General features: G+C 37.4%; 10 protein-coding genes, 2 pseudogenes and 1 riboswitch. Of the genes and pseudogenes, 3 read left to right on the top strand and 9 right to left on the bottom strand.

Going from position 1 to position 16741, the window contains the following annotated elements; genetic code table 11:
• Window position 1: 1 nt before the first annotated feature.
• Window positions 2-913 carry an RluA family pseudouridine synthase gene (locus NST93_RS09890; RefSeq protein ID WP_405103629.1) on the bottom strand — a complete coding sequence of 304 codons (912 nt, stop codon included), beginning with the start codon at window positions 911-913 and terminating at the stop codon, window positions 2-4.
• Window positions 914-1158: 245 nt separating this feature from the next.
• On the opposite strand from NST93_RS09890, the gene NST93_RS09895 reads away from it, so the two are divergent.
• Together NST93_RS09895 and NST93_RS09900 are read left to right on the top strand one after the other, a co-directional pair.
• Window positions 1159-2187, top strand: a complete 1029-nt coding sequence (locus NST93_RS09895) for a PTS transporter subunit IIC (protein ID WP_405103631.1) — start codon at window positions 1159-1161, stop codon at window positions 2185-2187.
• Window positions 2188-2403: 216 nt separating this feature from the next.
• Entirely contained in the window at window positions 2404-3330 is a 927-nt protein-coding gene (locus tag NST93_RS09900; RefSeq protein ID WP_405103633.1) for an EamA family transporter, read from the top strand.
• 71 nt (window positions 3331-3401) lie between these two features.
• Here NST93_RS09900 and NST93_RS09905 read toward each other — a convergent pair whose 3' ends face one another.
• The 3 genes from NST93_RS09905 to NST93_RS09915 all read right to left on the bottom strand — a co-directional run bounded on the left by NST93_RS09905 (window position 3402) and on the right by NST93_RS09915 (window position 6940).
• On the bottom strand, window positions 3402-4421 hold the full coding sequence (locus NST93_RS09905) for a YecA family protein (RefSeq protein WP_405103635.1): 1020 nt from the start codon (window positions 4419-4421) through the stop codon (window positions 3402-3404).
• A gap of 599 nt (window positions 4422-5020) precedes the next feature.
• On the bottom strand, window positions 5021-5275 hold the full coding sequence (locus tag NST93_RS09910) for a hypothetical protein (protein ID WP_405103636.1): 255 nt from the start codon (window positions 5273-5275) through the stop codon (window positions 5021-5023).
• 171 nt (window positions 5276-5446) lie between these two features.
• The gene (locus NST93_RS09915) at window positions 5447-6940 is read right to left on the bottom strand and encodes a tagaturonate epimerase family protein (protein ID WP_405103638.1); all 1494 of its coding nucleotides are present in this window, start codon (window positions 6938-6940) and stop codon (window positions 5447-5449) included.
• 639 nt (window positions 6941-7579) lie between these two features.
• Between NST93_RS09915 and NST93_RS09920 the strand changes: the two genes are divergently transcribed.
• On the top strand, window positions 7580-8572 hold the full coding sequence (locus NST93_RS09920; RefSeq protein WP_405103640.1) for a LacI family DNA-binding transcriptional regulator: 993 nt from the start codon (window positions 7580-7582) through the stop codon (window positions 8570-8572).
• A gap of 57 nt (window positions 8573-8629) precedes the next feature.
• On the opposite strand, the gene NST93_RS09925 is transcribed toward NST93_RS09920, so the two are convergent.
• The 5 genes and pseudogenes from NST93_RS09925 to NST93_RS09945 all read right to left on the bottom strand — a co-directional run.
• Window positions 8630-9925 (bottom strand): NCS2 family permease, encoded by a 1296-nt coding sequence (locus NST93_RS09925; protein ID WP_405103642.1) that lies wholly within the window; start codon window positions 9923-9925, stop codon window positions 8630-8632.
• Window positions 9926-10018: 93 nt separating this feature from the next.
• Window positions 10019-10119: riboswitch (purine riboswitch) on the bottom strand.
• Between the two features lie 278 nt (window positions 10120-10397).
• Window positions 10398-12458: a methyl-accepting chemotaxis protein gene (locus NST93_RS09930; RefSeq protein ID WP_405103644.1), complete on the bottom strand. Its 2061-nt coding sequence runs from the start codon at window positions 12456-12458 to the stop codon at window positions 10398-10400.
• 729 nt (window positions 12459-13187) lie between these two features.
• The gene (locus tag NST93_RS09935; protein ID WP_405103646.1) at window positions 13188-14711 is read right to left on the bottom strand and encodes a hypothetical protein; all 1524 of its coding nucleotides are present in this window, start codon (window positions 14709-14711) and stop codon (window positions 13188-13190) included.
• Between the two features lie 624 nt (window positions 14712-15335).
• Window positions 15336-15938 (bottom strand): annotated as a pseudogene (locus tag NST93_RS09940) (flagellin); the annotation flags it as partial.
• Window positions 15939-16222: 284 nt separating this feature from the next.
• Window positions 16223-16429 (bottom strand): annotated as a pseudogene (locus NST93_RS09945) (flagellin); the annotation flags it as partial.
• Window positions 16430-16741: the final 312 nt, after the last annotated feature.

Below are 16741 nucleotides of genomic sequence, written 5' to 3' on the forward strand. Positions count from 1 at the left end.
TTTATTTTGATTTACTAAAGAATGATGCTGGTACATCCGCTTTAAATGACATTGTTTTATTTGTTGTCGGATGCTTGAAGGCTAATATTTTAGCATGTAAGCCAAGTCTGCCAATTGCTTGATGCTTCTTGGAACCATACTTTTTATCCCCGACTACTGGATGCCCAAGATCCTGCATATGCACACGAATTTGATTTTTTCTTCCTGTTTCAAGTTCTACTTCTAATAAAGAAAAATCCTCATTGCCTTGAATCAGTTTATAACGTGTTTTTGCATGCAAGCCATCATTAGGCGTTTGACTGGAATACATCATATGTGTCTTCGTCTCCCGCAGCCAAGACGTGATATAGCCCTTTTGCTTGGTTACCCTGCCTTCAACCAATGCTGCATAGGTCCGTTCTTTAACAACTTCTTTCCAGTTATCCTGCAACTTCCGCTTCACTTGTTCACTCTTAGCAAACATCATCACACCAGATGTATCTTTATCCAAACGATGAACAACAAATACTCTGTTTTCAGGATTCTCCCTTTTTACATACTCCATTAATTGATGGAGCGCTGTCTGCTTCTTCTCTTTGTCTGTAGCAATCGATAATAGTCCCGCTTCTTTGTTAATCACGATAATATCTTCATCCTCATAAAGAATATTCATCCCAATTAACACATTTTGTTTAATTGCTGCTTTGTTTTTTAAAATTGTTACCGTTTGACCGGGTCTCAGCTTGTAATTATATTGTGTCTCTATATGATCATCGACTGTTACTTGCCCTCTTGCCAAGATAGACTTAACAGAGTTTCTGCTTCTATTTGACATTGCCTTTAATAAAAAAGCAAGTAATTCCTCCGATTCCTTTACTTCCAAAATTAATGACTTTGCATCCTTCCGATAGTTGGATATTTTTTTCTTCGCCATACTTGATTGCTCCTTAAAAAGTTAAAATTATGAAGATAGTATAGTTAACAATAGATGGTATGAAGGGAAATTGCAAATATGGACCATTCAGGGACAGGCTCTAAACATCGCCTTATAATTATTTGAATTAATAAACTATTGACGCTAATATATAAATCATTTATTATATTATAAATTTACTTACTTCGAGGAAGTAATATTTCTTAGAAGAGAAGAGACAGCTTAGAATTAGGGGGAAGAGAAGAATGAAACAATCAACAAAGAATTACTTGGTCGACCGAATGTATAAAGGGTCACAAGGACTGGCGAATGCTGTGCTGGTAACATTAGGTATTGGTCTTCTAATAGAAACATTCGGTACATTTACAGGCTGGGAAGGTTTTTCGACAATCGGCAAAGCTGCACAATTAATGCTTGCGCCTGCGATTGGTGCAGGGATTGCTTATCAGCTTGGCGGAAATACGTTAGTAATCTTCAGTGCAATGGCATCAAGTACAGTCGGTGCGAATGCACTCACAATAAATACAGATGGCAGCTGGATTTTGACCACCGGGCAGCCGATTAGTGCAGTTTTGGCCAGTATCATTGCGATCTGGGTTGGAAAACGCATTGCAGGTAAAACAAAGCTTGACATGCTGGCAATTCCCTTTGCAGCAATCTTTACAGGTGGCGTGAGCGGTGTATTTCTCGCAGCAATCACAACTCCTTTATTAGAACTATTGAGCGGCTATATTGCGAGTTCTGTAGAAGGCTCACCGTTCATTGGTTCGATTGTGCTTTCGTTAATTTGGAGTATTTTTCTTATGTCTCCAGCATCATCTGCAGCAATTGCGATTGCCTTACAACTTGATCCTGTTTCAAGTGCTGCTGCATTAATTGGCTGTACCGCACAATTCGCAGGATGGACAGCTATGTCATGGAAGCAAAATGATATTGGCGCAAATATTGCACAATCCTTCTTAACACCAAAAGTGCAGGTTCCTAATATTGTTAAAAACCCGCGACTTGTAGCAGGACCATTTCTTTCCTCTGTTATTTGTGCACCAATCGCAATTTTACTATTTGATTTTCAGGTTCCATATGAGCTTGCTGGTCTTGGACTTAACTCCTTCATTGCACCATTGAATATTTTAGCAAATCAAGGCCCAGGGGTTTTACTTATGTATATTGTATTAGGTATCATCCTTCCTGCCATTATCTCTCTCGTTGTTTACCAGTCACTGAAAGCAAATGGCTGGGCACTGAATGGAGATTTGCGGATGGAAGTAAAATAATATTCTCTTTTTATAAATGAATTTTGATTCTCTGATAAATAAAACAGGAGCATTTTCCCCGAAAGGAATGCTCCTGTTTTTACCTTCGCAGAACGTCTTCTTATTCATTTGAACCTTCATCAAAAGCCTTGCTGAATATGCTATAATAGTAAGGATGGCCTTCTTTTTATTACTAAATTAATGCCATAACATATAAAAAGAAATGGAGGAAATTTTATGAAAAGACAACATGCGATTATTATTTTCTCTATCGGGGCTTTTTTCTTTGGACTAAATCCGTTATTTATTAAATTAGGTTATGCTGCGGGCTGGTCTCTTAGTGAAATTAATGTCGTACAAGCTAGTATTGCTCTCATCATACTATGGATTATTGGTATCTTCGCAATCAAGCGCTACCCCCAAGCAGTGAAAAAGCTCTCCTTTAAAACAATCGTCTCTCTCATGATTGCCGGCAGCTTTACTGGTTTAACCAGTGTTCTCTATTATGGGTCCATGCAATATTTACCAGCTTCTCTAGCTGTTATGCTTCTATTCCAATTTGTCTGGGTTGGAGTATTATTTGAGTGGATTTTTTATAAAAGAAAACCAAGCGGAAAAACAGTCATTACCGTCCTTCTCACTCTAATTGGTGTGGTATTTGCAGCTGATGTATTTAATGGTGGACTAAATGAAATTAATCTGATTGGCTTCCTTTTAGGGATTGGCTCTGCTTTCACCTACTCCGCTTTTATTATTGTCAGCGGCAAGGTTGCAGTCGATATTCCAGCAACGATTCGTTCACCCATTATGGTAACAGGTGCAGCATTATTAATCTTTATTATTTTCCCGCCGCACGCAACGCTGCATGCTGGAATCTTCAGCAGTGCGAGCATTTGGATTTATGCCGGGGCACTTGCACTATGTGGACTGGTTTTAACACCACTTCTTTTTGCAAAATCCACACCATATTTATCCGCTAGTTTAGCAACAATTCTGGGAGCAATCGAGCTTCCCGTTTCCGTAATCGTTGCCTATATTGGTCTTGCTGAATATGTCGCAGCCTCACGCTGGTTTGGAGTTTTCCTCATCCTTGCAGCAATCGTAATCAGCGAACTGCGGATCATCTGGCAAGCATTTATTCGAAGACGAAGATATGTAAACTAGCGGGACAATGAGTTATTCCCAAATTGTCCCGCTTCAAACAGAGACAGGGATCAGTCCCCTGTCTCACTTTTTTATTCTGCCATTTCAGCTGTAACTTTCTTTAATTCCTCATCCAATACTTCATTCATCTTTCTAAAATTCTTTGATAAAGTACCAGGGCTTGTCCCATACTCTTCTGCAAGCTCTTTTTGTGATTGCTGCAATTCTTTTAGCACAACATGCTGCATCATATATTCCAATGCAGCCGCATAGGCTTCAGGCTTTTTAAATGCAGGATTTTCTTTTTCTGTGAATAGTTTCCACAGCGCTACACCTACTGAGACATTATTTTCATTAATCCCTTTTTCAATTGCATGCTCTGTGAAAAGATCTGCAACCTGTTCATGCAGCGGATTTTTCCATTCCAAGTCCATTGAAACTGGCTCTACTTGCAATGTTTTCGCTAAAACATCAGGGTAAGAATTTATAAGCTCTTCTTCAGTTAACGTCTCCAGCAGCTGAATAACTTCTGCCTCTACCCCAGATAATGCAATCACCGAAAGGAAGAAAGCATGCTGATCTGCATAAGGAAGTAATATTCCGATTACAATCATTCCAGCATTTAAATTCTTTCCTTTTTTCCCTGATAAAATAAATCTTTCTTCTGTGCGCAGATCTTTTAGAATTAACTTCTCTTCTGTAATAGAAATAATCTCATACATAGATGGAATGACTTTATTCCATGACGCAAACGTATTTTTCACATCTTCTTTATTAATATTCGAGTTTTGCTTCTCAGCGTATATCTCAAATATTGTCTGGTCATTTTCGATTGGCTCATTCATAATCGCCCAAGCACTCAAGCCTGTCATATATGAATTCAGCAGTTCCTTGTCTTCCAGCATAGATGGCTGAATATATTTCTGTACCGTCTGAGCCAATTTATCTTCATAATTCTTTATCGTAAATTCAATCAAGCCCGTATGCAGCTGCTCTAATTCAGCGTTATCATGCACTGGACTCCTATTAACTACATTTGATGCACCATGACATTTTTTATACTTTTTCCCACTTCCACATGGACATGGTTGGTTTCTTCCAATCTTCTTCATCTGTATTCACCTTTCAATCGGGTATTCCCTCTATTATTATGGGGGTAAAACGTTGATAATTCAAGAGCTGTGGCAATATCTGAGAAAAAATACCAGTATTCTTCCCTCTAAACATGCTCGTAAACCAGGAAAATTACTGATAGAAATAAAAAATAACCGCTATATCCCATCATTTCAGGACAAGCAGTTCGTTCTCATTTCCCAGCATTTATCTAGAAATCTCCTGCAATCATAAACCGCAGCAAATGAATCTTTTCTTTCCTTTTTCAAGTCTTCGATGACATAAAGAACTTGTTAGAAGGCTGCGACCATTTTACATCGCTAGAGAAACTGCAAGTCAGTCACCCGATTTTATTTCGGGTTGATATGTATACATCAATTTTAATTGTCTTTATGAATGTTTACTTGTCAGCTATTCTCCTTGTTCTCCACCTCTAAGCAGTTCATCCTTTATCTATATCGGCACTATCATGCTAAACCTTTAACCAGCCAGGAAAATCAGGAACACACACTTTCATTATTTCAATTCAATATCTCTGCAAAAGAAAGAACTCCGAGATATTTCAGAGTTCAAATAAAGCTTATTCGAGATTTTCTGTCTAAGAATCACACTCTCCTTGCTTCTCAAATGTATTTTTTGTCCCACTATATAAACCGCTTGAGGATAACCCGAGCATTATCCCCACAATAATTCCACCCTTAATATCATCTGGATAGACATAAAAGATCCCACCGCCTATCCCAAAAATAATTGCTGCAAGTGGCAGGAACTTCCTACTTAATCCCATCGTTTTCAAAACCTGAACCAAGCCGACGATAAGAGGAATCAACGCAACATCGTAAATTTCAAACATCATTATCACCACCTGATAACAGGTTATGCATGTACTATATGGATAAGAACGGCATATTTACCAATTGGTTTATCAATTGATTTATTTTAATTATATTTAAGTTATGTTAAAAAGCTGTTATCTGTGCATATGAATTACACAAATAACAGCTAAATTTCTTTCCGGTTTCCATTAAAACCCTAATAATTCCAGATGCTTGCCGATATGTTTTTCTAGTCCAGTACGGTATGCTTCTTCATGTTTATCAAGCTCTGCGAAAAACTTGTCTTTAAATAAATAGGATCCTTTTTCATCTTTTGCTGTTAAAATAAGACCATAGGTAACATGGAAAACTTGTCTAGCTGCGTCATCATTCATATAATCAGAAAGCGCCTCATCCAAAACAGCATCCAACGGTTTGATACTATCCAAATCTGGTGTCACATGATAATACTTCAATGCCTCGTTGAAGTTTTCCAAAGCGAAAACATGCATGTCCCGATATAATTCCGGATTTGTTTTTGCAATAACTCTGATTGCTTCCAGCCAGTTTGTCCCTGCTGTTTTCACATGCAGGACGTCACCTGTATGTTTTGCAATGATTGGAAATACCGTGAATTTATCACTGCCCGAGTGGATACTCAATTTATATCCAAAGTAATCAGCAATTTTTGCATGTTCACTTAGTTCGATTTCAAATTGCTTCACATCACCAATATAGTCAATTCCCTTTTGAAATTCTCCGCAAAATCTTGGTGCAAGACTTGTTACGTCAACTTGATGATCCAGTAATTCTTTTGCAACAAAGAAATGCTCTGCTGGTGAAGTAATTGTTTCTGTTTCATCAATTGAAACTTCAAAATCGATTGCTCTTGTTTCTTTGCGAATATAGCTGTTATAAACATGTACCATGTAATCAATTGCCTTTTCATATACAAGGACATTCTTCATCAGTTCTTCTTCATCAAATGAAATCGCAACACCATTTGCATCAAAGGTCTTATCTAAATAATTATTCTCAAAGTGCTGTCTTGTTTCTTCAGGCAATGCTTGATATTTTTCACGGATTTCATCTACAGTCAAGTTTGAAATGCCATTTACAATATAATCCGAACAGTCTAAAGTAAGCATCGACATTCCAATAGCGAGTGCATGTTGTATATCTTCCTCCTCTTTCAGATGGTCACCGTCTGCTCCAAATCCGCCTTTATAACCTTCCTGAAAAACTGCAAAACTTGCAGCATCTACAATATCTGTCATCGAGCGATCTGTCAGATTTAATTCACGAATACTTTGCTGTGCGAGAATTGGCTTGATATTGCGGTTTCTAATCGTCTCAATATGTCCTGGTGATGCAAGACCTAGTCTGTCACCTAATCCCATTGTCGCTATTTCTTTTCCGAATGCCTGGGGCACTGTATAATCAAAGTAGCGATTTAGTACAAGACGATTTTCATGTGACAGCGGGCAAACCTTGCCTTTCCCTTCCATCATTTCACCAGCTAATTCATCAAACAAGCTTCCTGAACCCGTGGCTAAAAGTTTCTTTCCATCCGCATCTTTTACGATAATTAAGCGAACCCCATCATGTTCCGTAAAAGATTTCTCATATACCTTAACATCTGTAAAATCTGTGTTTGGCTTTCCATTTTTTATTTCCTCAAATACTGCTAATAGCTGTTCCATCCTTATATCCCCTCTTCTTTATCATTTTTTCACAAAGAAATTATTGTTTTATTTGTTCTGAAATTACCTGCTTTTAAAAATGCTGGCACTTCCTCAAATTCAATTCGATTTGTTACATAGGAATCTTTAATGAGACCTTTTTCTAAACAATCAATCACCTATTCAAAATCCGTTTTCATTGCATTGCGGCTGCCCATTAAAGTTAATTCTTTTGCATGAAAGTCAGGATTAAAGAAACTGATTGTATCCTTTATCAGATATACCGCTTTCACTCTCTGGAAACAACTCTTTTCCGTAAAAATAACAACGTTGTTATTTTTACGGAAAAGAGAAGTAATACACAGTATTTTCATAATGTGTATTCTGCCCTAATATGCGTGTAAAAATAGCGCTTTCATTTTACGGTAACAACGTTGTTATTTTTTATGGTAAACTAGATTTATATAAAATGCAAGGATTAGTATTTTCGTATGGTTTAAAATGTTAGATGATTAATTGCCTGCTATAAATCGTTGTATTATTATGAATAAACGAATAAAATGAAAGGGAACATATCTATTTTATTTTCCCCTTTTATATACACAATGCTTAAATTAAATACAGACATTCCATTAAAAATATTGAGGATTAGGTGAAGAAATGAAAGTTACGATTAAAGATATTGCCGCTGTTGCTGGGGTTAGTTATTCTACAGTTTCAAAAGCATTAAATAGCAGTCCTCTGGTCCAGGAAAAAACGAAGCGGAAAATTATCACGCTCGCTAAAGAAATGGGTTATAAGCCAAACTTTGCAGCTCGCAGTCTAGTTTCCAATCAAACGATGGTTATCGGGCTTATCTGGCCAACCATTGATAGAATTGTTCTATCCACATTAGTAACAAAAATAAGCAATGAAATCAACGAGACGCCCTACTCTATGATTCTTTCCGTCGACCCAGTAGAAAATGCAATGGAAACCTTTAAACGTTTTCAGGTGGATGGCATTATTTTATTTGAGGAAAATCTTAATGCTTCCATCGAAGCAGAGTCATTGACTTTATTATCCTATGGTGTGATAGATGAGGGCAAAATGTATCCAACAATCGATCCAAACTATGAAAAAGCAATGAATATGGCTGTAGCATATTTAACAAGCTTAGGGCACAGCAAAATAGCTTATGTTGGCAATCTTTCATCTGCCGATCCGATGCAAGTGGAGAAGAATGAAAGCTTTAACAAAGCAATGCAGAACCATGAACTTCCTACTGATAATAACTACGTAATCGATACAGAAGGTCTTAATTTATATGACGGCTACATAGCAGCAAATAAGTTATTAAAACTGGAAGACCGTCCAACTGTAATTATCGGCGGCAGTTATGATTTGAGCTCAGGCATTATCCGGGCAATTTCTGAAAAGGGCCTAAGTATCCCGAAGGACATTTCTGTTATGAGCTACGATAATATTCCGCAAATGGCTGATATGGAAATACCGTTAACATGCATCGGCGTGCCTGTTGAACAATTGGCTTCAGAAATTGTGCAGTCAATGATTAGGCTAGTGGAGAACAATGAGGAAATAAGCATGCAACAGTTCAATAAAAAAATGGAACCCGTACTTGTCGAACGAAATTCTTGCGCAGTGCCTCGCTGACAGTTTCCAGAATAAAACCTCAGGGCTCATTAATCCCTGAGGTTTATTTCATTTCCTTTATACAATAAAAATAAAGTACAAAATAAATAATAAACAAAGCACGTACATGATTGGATGCACTTCTTTATGACGCTTCTGCACAAGTAAAGAAAGTGGGTAAAGGATAAATCCAAAAGCCAGTCCCATCGCTACACTTGAAGTCAGCGGCATCATGATAATAGTCAAAAAGGCCGGAATGACAACTTCAATTTTACTCCAGTTAATATTTTTAATATCCATTGCCATTAAAGCTCCAACAATAATTAACGCAGGCGCGGTAACTTCCGTTGTTATCACTGCAAGCACTGGCGAGAAAAATAATGCAATCGCAAAGCAAAGTGCAATAATCAACGCTGTAAATCCGGTTCTGCCTCCAACCGCAATCCCTGAAGATGATTCAACGCTTGTTGCAGGTGTGGAGGTTCCGAGTACCGCTCCAATCGCTCCTGCTGATGAATCAGCAAGCAGTGCCCTGCCTATTTTTGGAATCTCATTATTTTTCATAATTCCAGCCTGACTCGTTAGTGCAATTAAAGCACCAGCGGTATCGAAAAAGGCAACAAATAAAAAGGTAAAAATGACTGCTAAAACATCAAGTGTAAAAATCGCCTCCCAATTCATGAACACAGCACCAAATGTTGGCTCCAAACTTGGAATCGACCCAATAATCGAGGATGGAATCTTTATCAAACCAACGAGCATGCCAATAACTGTGGTAATCGCCATCCCATAGAAAATTGCTCCATTCACACCACGAACAAGCATTATGATTGTGAGGACGAGACCAACAATCGCTAATGCGGTCCCAGGCGATGTCAAGTTGCCAATCGAAACAAACGTATCTGGGTCAGCAACAATAATCCCAGCATTTTTGAAACCAATGAATGCAATAAAAAAACCAATCCCCGCTGCAATCGCATGCTTTAAATCTTCGGGAATCGCATTAATAATTTTTTCCCTGATTTTCATTAAGCTCAAAATCATAAAGATTATTCCCGCAATAAAAACACCCGTTAAAGCAACTTGCCATTCAATCCCCATTCCTATAACAACAGAAAAGGTAAAGAATGAATTCAGTCCCATACTTGGTGCAATGGCGATTGGATAATTCGCGAGCAGCCCAATTAATAGGGAACCAATAATTGCAGTGAGTGCCGTAGCTGTAAATACAGCTCCCCGATCCATTCCAGCTTGGCTGAGGATGAGCGGGTTTACGACTAAAATATAAGAAACAGAAAGAAAGGTTGTCAGCCCTGCGAATATCTCCTGTTTATATGATGTATTTCTTTCGGTAAATCTAAAAAAGTTTTTCATGATGTATCGTATCCCCTATTTGCTACTTTGTATAAAATAACCTTGGCCACTCTTTCCAGCATGCCATAGTAACGATAAGGGTATAGAAAATAATCGTAAATCTCCATCCCTTGTAGACAAGCTATTTATGGTAGCTGGTAGAAACGTCCAAGCCATATTCCTGGACTTATACAAGATGTAGCTATTTATATTTAAACAATAGAAAAATGATAACAATTTGAAGGGTTCGAGTCAAGGGGATGACTGCTGGAAGATTTATTCAATTATCGAATGACGGACATACAATTGACAGATTTTCGGGTGTTCGAAACTAAATAGATTCGCTCTGAATGCATGTGTGAAACACCAGTTTCATATGGGACTTTTCATTTCATTGATAGGATGAGTTCTTGTTCCAGTGTAAATAAAAACATTCACTTGCCTGAATCCTAAATTCAGGCTGCCAGACAAGCGAATGTTTTACTCTATATTCTTATACTTTAAATCGTTGTACTAACCCATTCAATTGCTCCGCTAAATGGGCTAATTTTGCAGACCGTTCTGAAACCTCATTAATGGAAACTGCTGACTCTTCTGCAGAAGCTGCGGTTTCTTCAATACCTGCAGATGACTCTTCAGAGATTGCCGCTATTTCCTGAATCGATGCATTTACCTGTTTATTGTTATCTGAGATATTAGCCAGTGTTAAGGTAATTGCCTGCATACCCTCGACCATCCCTGTCACTGACTGTCGGATTTCATTGAACTTTTCCTCTGTCTCCCCAATTTGTGCGGAGCCACGTGTGACATCTTGATAGCCACTTTCTAGATTCCCAGTGACCAGATTAATTTCTCCTTGAATATTACTGACAATATCAGAAATGTTGCCTACAGAGTTTGCTACTTGCTCAGCAAGCTTCCTCACCTCATCTGCAACTACAGCAAAGCCTTTCCCATGTTCTCCTGCTCTAGCTGCTTCAATTGCTGCATTTAATGCAAGAAGATTTGTCTGACTCGCGATATCCTCAATAACATAGACGAGATTAGATATTTCTTGTGACTGCTTATCAAGCCCTCTTACTTTTTGCACAGCATCTTGAACAACAGTATCAATTCGCTCCATTTGATTCATGGAGCGCTCCATTAATTCTGTTCCTATATTCGTCATTTCAATTACTTGCTTTGATTGCTGATGTGTAAGTTCTCCAGATTGATAGGCATCCTCTGCCTCCTTGGCATATGTCAACATCATTTCTGACAAATCGGAAGTATGATTAGCCTGTGATTCAGACCCATTCGCCAGCTCTTCCATTGTAATCGCAATTTGTTCTGTCCCATTTTTAACTTCTTTTGTCGTCTCTGTTAATTCTTCACTATGATCACGTACCGTTTTAGAAACGACATTTATTTCCTTTAAGATATCTCGTATATTCCTGCCCATATCATTTGTCGCTTGAATTAATTGTTCTATCTCAGCCGCTGCCTTCATCTGTAAATCATCCTTCGTCAGATCTCCAGTTGAAATAAGCTTCATTCGTTCTACTACAATTTCAATTGGTTTCGCAATTTTGTTAGTAACAAGAAATGCTACGACAATTGAAATGAGGAGTACAAGGACAAGAGTAATCAAATTAGGAAGAATGACTGCCTGTCCCTTTTCCTTTAATTCATCAGCTGATATTACGCCACCTAATGTCCAGCCGGTTGTTTCGTTTGTTACATAGCCCATAACCATCTTCTCATCATTTACTGCATAATCCACCGAGCCATGCTCCCCTATTGCAGCCATATCTTGATAGAAGCTCTGACCAGATGCATCTTCACCAATATATTCTTCGATTGGATGTGCCAAGTAATTGCCTGTATCATCCATTAATAAAGCATAGCCTGTTTCACCGATTTCAACTTCATTAATCATTGTCAGAAGCGTGTCAATAGAAACATCAAGCGCAAAGACACCGACGAGCTCACTATTATCATAAAACGCACGAGCAGAGGTAATGACCATCTCCCCTGTCCCTTCATCATTATAAGGCTCAGTCCATACGGTTTCCCCTTCTGCCTCAACTGCCTGCTGATACCATGCTTGCTCTGTAGGATTATAACTTGCATCCAGATCACCTGCTGGATCAATCATTTCCTCTGTTTCTTCTATCCCTGCATAAATAAAGGCGATTGTTTCATCCGCGTTTTTCGTTTCTTCCAGATTTTCAAGAATTTCAGCTCTATTGCTGGAATCATAATTTACTAGAAGCGTATTTGTTGAATAGCGATCAACCAAATTATTAATATTCTTAAAGAAAACTTCAAATGTATTGTTTGTTTGCTCCATTTGACTTTCAATTGTTCTTGTCAGCTCGTCCGTGGTTATCCGAACACTTGAAAAGTAACTTACCGCAGAAACCGATAACCCTGTAAATATAATAAGTATTAAAAGCGCACCAAATATTTGTTTTCTCAGGGTCATCCTTGATTTAGTATTTTTATTTACAGCTTTTTCCGGCCGGTTGGCTGTATTTTCTTTCTTGCTGCTTTTCTCCCTTTTGTGCTCCAATTTTCATCCCTCTTCCATTGCTTTATTATTCTTGATGCAAGACAAACTAGTATAAATGACTTAATACCTTTATCGTCTTATTATAGCCTATGTTGAGCTGATTCTCCTATAAAACTGTGAAAGTTTAATAATAGGAAATGCTCTTTATTTTACTTTTTTACAAGCAATAGATGCAGTGCATTACAATTCAGCTGAAAAGATGGGAACTGGGTACGAATCGCATTCACAATCTGTGGTTAAGATAGATTATAATGAAAAATGAAGTTATTTTTCACTTTTAAAACTATATCAATATATAATGTTATTTAATTATTATTGAAAGACATTACAAAAGAAGGTATACTTGCCTTAGGAAAGACATATAATAAGAATAGCCCGGGTGCGCTAACACCCGAGCAGTTGCAACTGCACGCCGCAAAATGAGCGGTGACCTTAATTAAAGCATAAGAAGTAACTGCCTTATCCATTGGTCGGGACAGGCGGTTACTTCTTATTTCTGTTGGCGACAACGATTGCAATTATCGCTACAATTGTTCCCAACGATATTGCAATAACGCTTCCGAAATCAACCTTTCAGGGGGACTTTTTGTTTTTAGTGCCTGATATTTCGACATGAGTCTTTGCCTATATTGGCCGGGTGAGTTACCTTTTCTTCGTCCATTAAGTAATATTGAATTGTATATTAAATAATCCCTTAACTTTCTTTTCCTATCTATCTTTTTCGTAATACTATACCAAGATGGAATCCAATCTACCCAGATCTTCAGGAAAAATAGCAATAAAACGGTATCCTTTTAGGGTTTTATAATAAGTAATTTTTCTATCTGCTCTTTCTGTATAACCTGCAAATTTACTGCTACCGTATAATCCGAAATATTCTATAATAACTTTCAAACTATCATTCTCTACAATAATCCAATCGGGAATATAAGTTTCATTATAGAGTTCATTGATCAATCTTTTTCCTTCTCTCTGTATATTTGCACTTTTAAAAACCTCCAATAGTTTATTGTGTACGAATAATTCTTCTTGAGAATCACATAGCTGTCCATCATTCCCTATTAATAAATTAAAATCTTTCGGTTTTAATTTCCAATCCGGAAAAGCTTCTATAATCCACATGTGAATTTTACTTTCAAAATGCCTATCGAGTACACTTACTAGTCTCGGTGCATTTGCTTTTAAATAAGTTCTGCTGAGCAGTGAAATTTTTTCGTGTTGGATATTATATTTCTTACAAAATGCTCTTAATGCATGAGTTCTATTATTTTTATTGTACCAGTATCTGTTTGGCAATCGTTTGAATTCAATAATATCAAATTCTTCAGGATAACAGGCTTGAAGAATCTTTATTGGTGAACCATCATAATAATCCAATAACCCACCTAGGCCTCTCTCCATATATTTCTTCTTCGTTAAATGCTGTGGAAGTTCAGCAAATGGGATACCTAGCTCTTCCATTATTCTTGATATCTCTTTTTTAACTGATTCTACATTATGCCAATGTCTCTGTGGCTTATTGAAATCTTCTATTTTAAATTCATTATGAAAAAGACTTTGAATAAAGGTCGCTGGAGAATTTTTATATACTTGCATTGTTCCGCTAAACTTGTATTTATTTAAAGTTTCTTGGGTGACTTTCCTTGGGGTCTCTTGGAATGCTATTCCTTCCGACTGCAACATATTTAAAAATTGTTCTCTCAGATGCATGTTATCTCTAGCATATTTATGAGGTGTTTTACGAAATTCAAAAGGTGAAAAAACATTGGGGTACATTGCATTTACAAGTTCATAGGGGGAATGATTATGTCTTTTTAACGGGTTAGAAAATCCCCATTCCACCAAAAGATCATAGGTGATAAACTGTGGAATTTCCGCAATGGGTAGTTTTTCTTTTTGAAGTATTTCTTCAAATTTGAGCTTTATGTTTTCGGTATTTGCCCAATAATTTACTGGGACCCGTTCATAACTGAATTCATTAAATTCACCAGGATAAACAAAATTCAATAATCTTTTAATAGACTTGAATCTGTTTAAAGCTCCCCATAATTTTTGATCTTGAATAGTTTGTTTCGATATACGAGGAATTTCTAGCTTGGTTAGGCTCAATTTAATTTCCAAAACATATCTAATTAGAATAATAACATTTTCGTCTTTTTGCCATGTTCCTTTGGGTAAAGTTTTACGGAAACCAGAAAAAACTTCTTCATAGACTTGTACGATTGGTGGTTGGTTAATTTCTTTGAGACTCATTGTTCTATACCTATTTATCAATGTTATCAGCTCCATCACTCCCTTAACACGAACTTATGATCTATTTTATATTACAATGAAATAGGAATTCTAGCAATATTAGAACCCTTTTCATAAACAAGATAGCATTAAAAACCATCATTTGGTGACTAATGCTACAATTGAAATTGGAAAGGTATAATAACACAATTTTATATCTAAAAAGACTCCAGCCAAAGCCAGAGTCTCTTTAAATATAAAATTATTGTAATAATTGTAAAACACCTTGTGGTTGTTGGTTGGCTTGCTTCGCCACTACGTCTTTCAATCGTAGAACAGACTATATCTTCACCCTTAGGATTTCTAAGGGGCTGGGCACTTCGAATGATGAACTGTCTCATCACCCTACGAATCTCATTGCCGTAAGCTATTGCTGTTAGGCAGTACATTCTAGTCGTTGGACCTTCGCCAGAGTTTCCTCACAGGCGCTTGGCTGCTGATTATCCATTGTTTCATTGTCTTGTTTTTCAAACCGTCACGCTTACCATTTCCAGTTACGTTGTGGTACAAAACACTTTAGGAAGTTCCAGCAATTCACCCAGTTATACTCTAATCCGTTACCAGATTAGACGCCCTCCTCAACAATTACTGTAAGAGTTGCAGTACTCCTTGAGGCATTTGTTGAGATTGAGCTAACATTGATTGTGCAGCTTGTGAAAGGATATTGTTCTTAGTGAACTCCATCATTTCTTTCGCCATATCAACGTCACGGATACGTGATTCTGCAGCAGTTAGGTTCTCTGCAGATGTACCTAAGTTGTTAATTGTGTGCTCTAAACGGTTTTGGTTTGCACCAAGTTTTGCTCTTTCATCAGAAACTAATTTAATAGCTGCATCAATATTAGTTATCGCCTCATCTGCACCTTCTTGTGTAGAAATATTAGCAGTAAGTTCTAAACCTTCCGCTGACATATCTTCAACGCTAAGTTCGATTGACTGTCCAGAATCTGCACCAATATGGAATACTGCATTTTCGAAAGAACCATCTAATAAATTCTGACCGTTAAATGCCGTGTTTTCTGCAATACGATCAATTTCAGCAGTTAGTTCAGCAACTTCAGCTTGTAAAGCTGCACGATCTTCATCGGTATTTGTATCGTTAGCACTTTGAACAGATAGTTCACGCATTCTTTGAAGGATTGAATGAGTCTCATTCAAAGCACCTTCTGCAGTTTGGATTAGAGAAATCAAATTTGTTATCGTAACGGCATTTAATCCATTACTTCTTTATGTTTCCATAAAGTTCAGATCATATCTTCATCCTTATAGGATGCCCCGCGCTCGTGGGTAGGTTATCGGTCTGTATCCTCACTACCTGATCGTTACACCTTCCTAGCTACATCTTTCTTAACAATTCACTAAGCTTGGCTCGGTATTGCCCACCATCCACAACTGCTTGTTTGGTTTGGGGTTCCACCGAATTCACGGAGTTATCAACTAAGTATCGCTACTTAGTGCGGCATTTCTTGTTTACCGTCTTGAGCATTCTTAGATGCCATTTCTAATCCTTGGATTTGTCCGCGCATTTTCTCAGAAATTGCAAGACCTGCTGCGTCATCTCCTGCTTTGTTAATTCCTAGTCCTGAAGAAAGTTTCTCCAATGAACTTTGTACTGCGTTTTGGTTTGCTCCTAATTGGCGATGTGCGTTAAGAGCTGAAATGTTATGATTAATAATCATTTTCCATACCTCCATGTATTTGTTTTCTAGCAAGCCACATCCTTGTGATCTTGCTGATCTATAATAACTCCACTTTTTATGGAATTACTACCCATTTAATTAGAACGGCTAGAATTGGTTCACAGCCGAAATTTCCACCTTGTATAGGTTGAATGGCCATAGCTATGTCTCTTTCCTGCTGCTCTGTTATTTATATCGGCAAGAGTTTTAGATTGTTTAATAAAATTTTATTTTTTTTGAAATCCACTTTTATTAGCTTTCATTTGATGTTCAAGATGCATAAACCGATATAATATAAAGAATGAACAATTC

It is taken from the genome of Oceanobacillus sp. FSL H7-0719 (genome assembly GCF_045040795.1).
Lineage (GTDB): Bacteria > Bacillota > Bacilli > Bacillales > Amphibacillaceae > Oceanobacillus.

Coding starts and splice junctions, on each gene's coding strand:
- NST93_RS09890 (WP_405103629.1), bottom strand. CDS start 913: ATGGCGAAGAAAAAAATATCCAACTATCGGAAGGATGCAAAGTCATTA.
- NST93_RS09910 (WP_405103636.1), bottom strand. CDS start 5,275: ATGTTTGAAATTTACGATGTTGCGTTGATTCCTCTTATCGTCGGCTTG.
- NST93_RS09900 (WP_405103633.1), top strand. CDS start 2,404: ATGAAAAGACAACATGCGATTATTATTTTCTCTATCGGGGCTTTTTTC.
- NST93_RS09925 (WP_405103642.1), bottom strand. CDS start 9,925: ATGAAAAACTTTTTTAGATTTACCGAAAGAAATACATCATATAAACAG.
- NST93_RS09905 (WP_405103635.1), bottom strand. CDS start 4,421: ATGAAGAAGATTGGAAGAAACCAACCATGTCCATGTGGAAGTGGGAAA.
- NST93_RS09895 (WP_405103631.1), top strand. CDS start 1,159: ATGAAACAATCAACAAAGAATTACTTGGTCGACCGAATGTATAAAGGG.
- NST93_RS09920 (WP_405103640.1), top strand. CDS start 7,580: ATGAAAGTTACGATTAAAGATATTGCCGCTGTTGCTGGGGTTAGTTAT.
- NST93_RS09935 (WP_405103646.1), bottom strand. CDS start 14,711: ATGAGTCTCAAAGAAATTAACCAACCACCAATCGTACAAGTCTATGAA.
- NST93_RS09915 (WP_405103638.1), bottom strand. CDS start 6,940: ATGGAACAGCTATTAGCAGTATTTGAGGAAATAAAAAATGGAAAGCCA.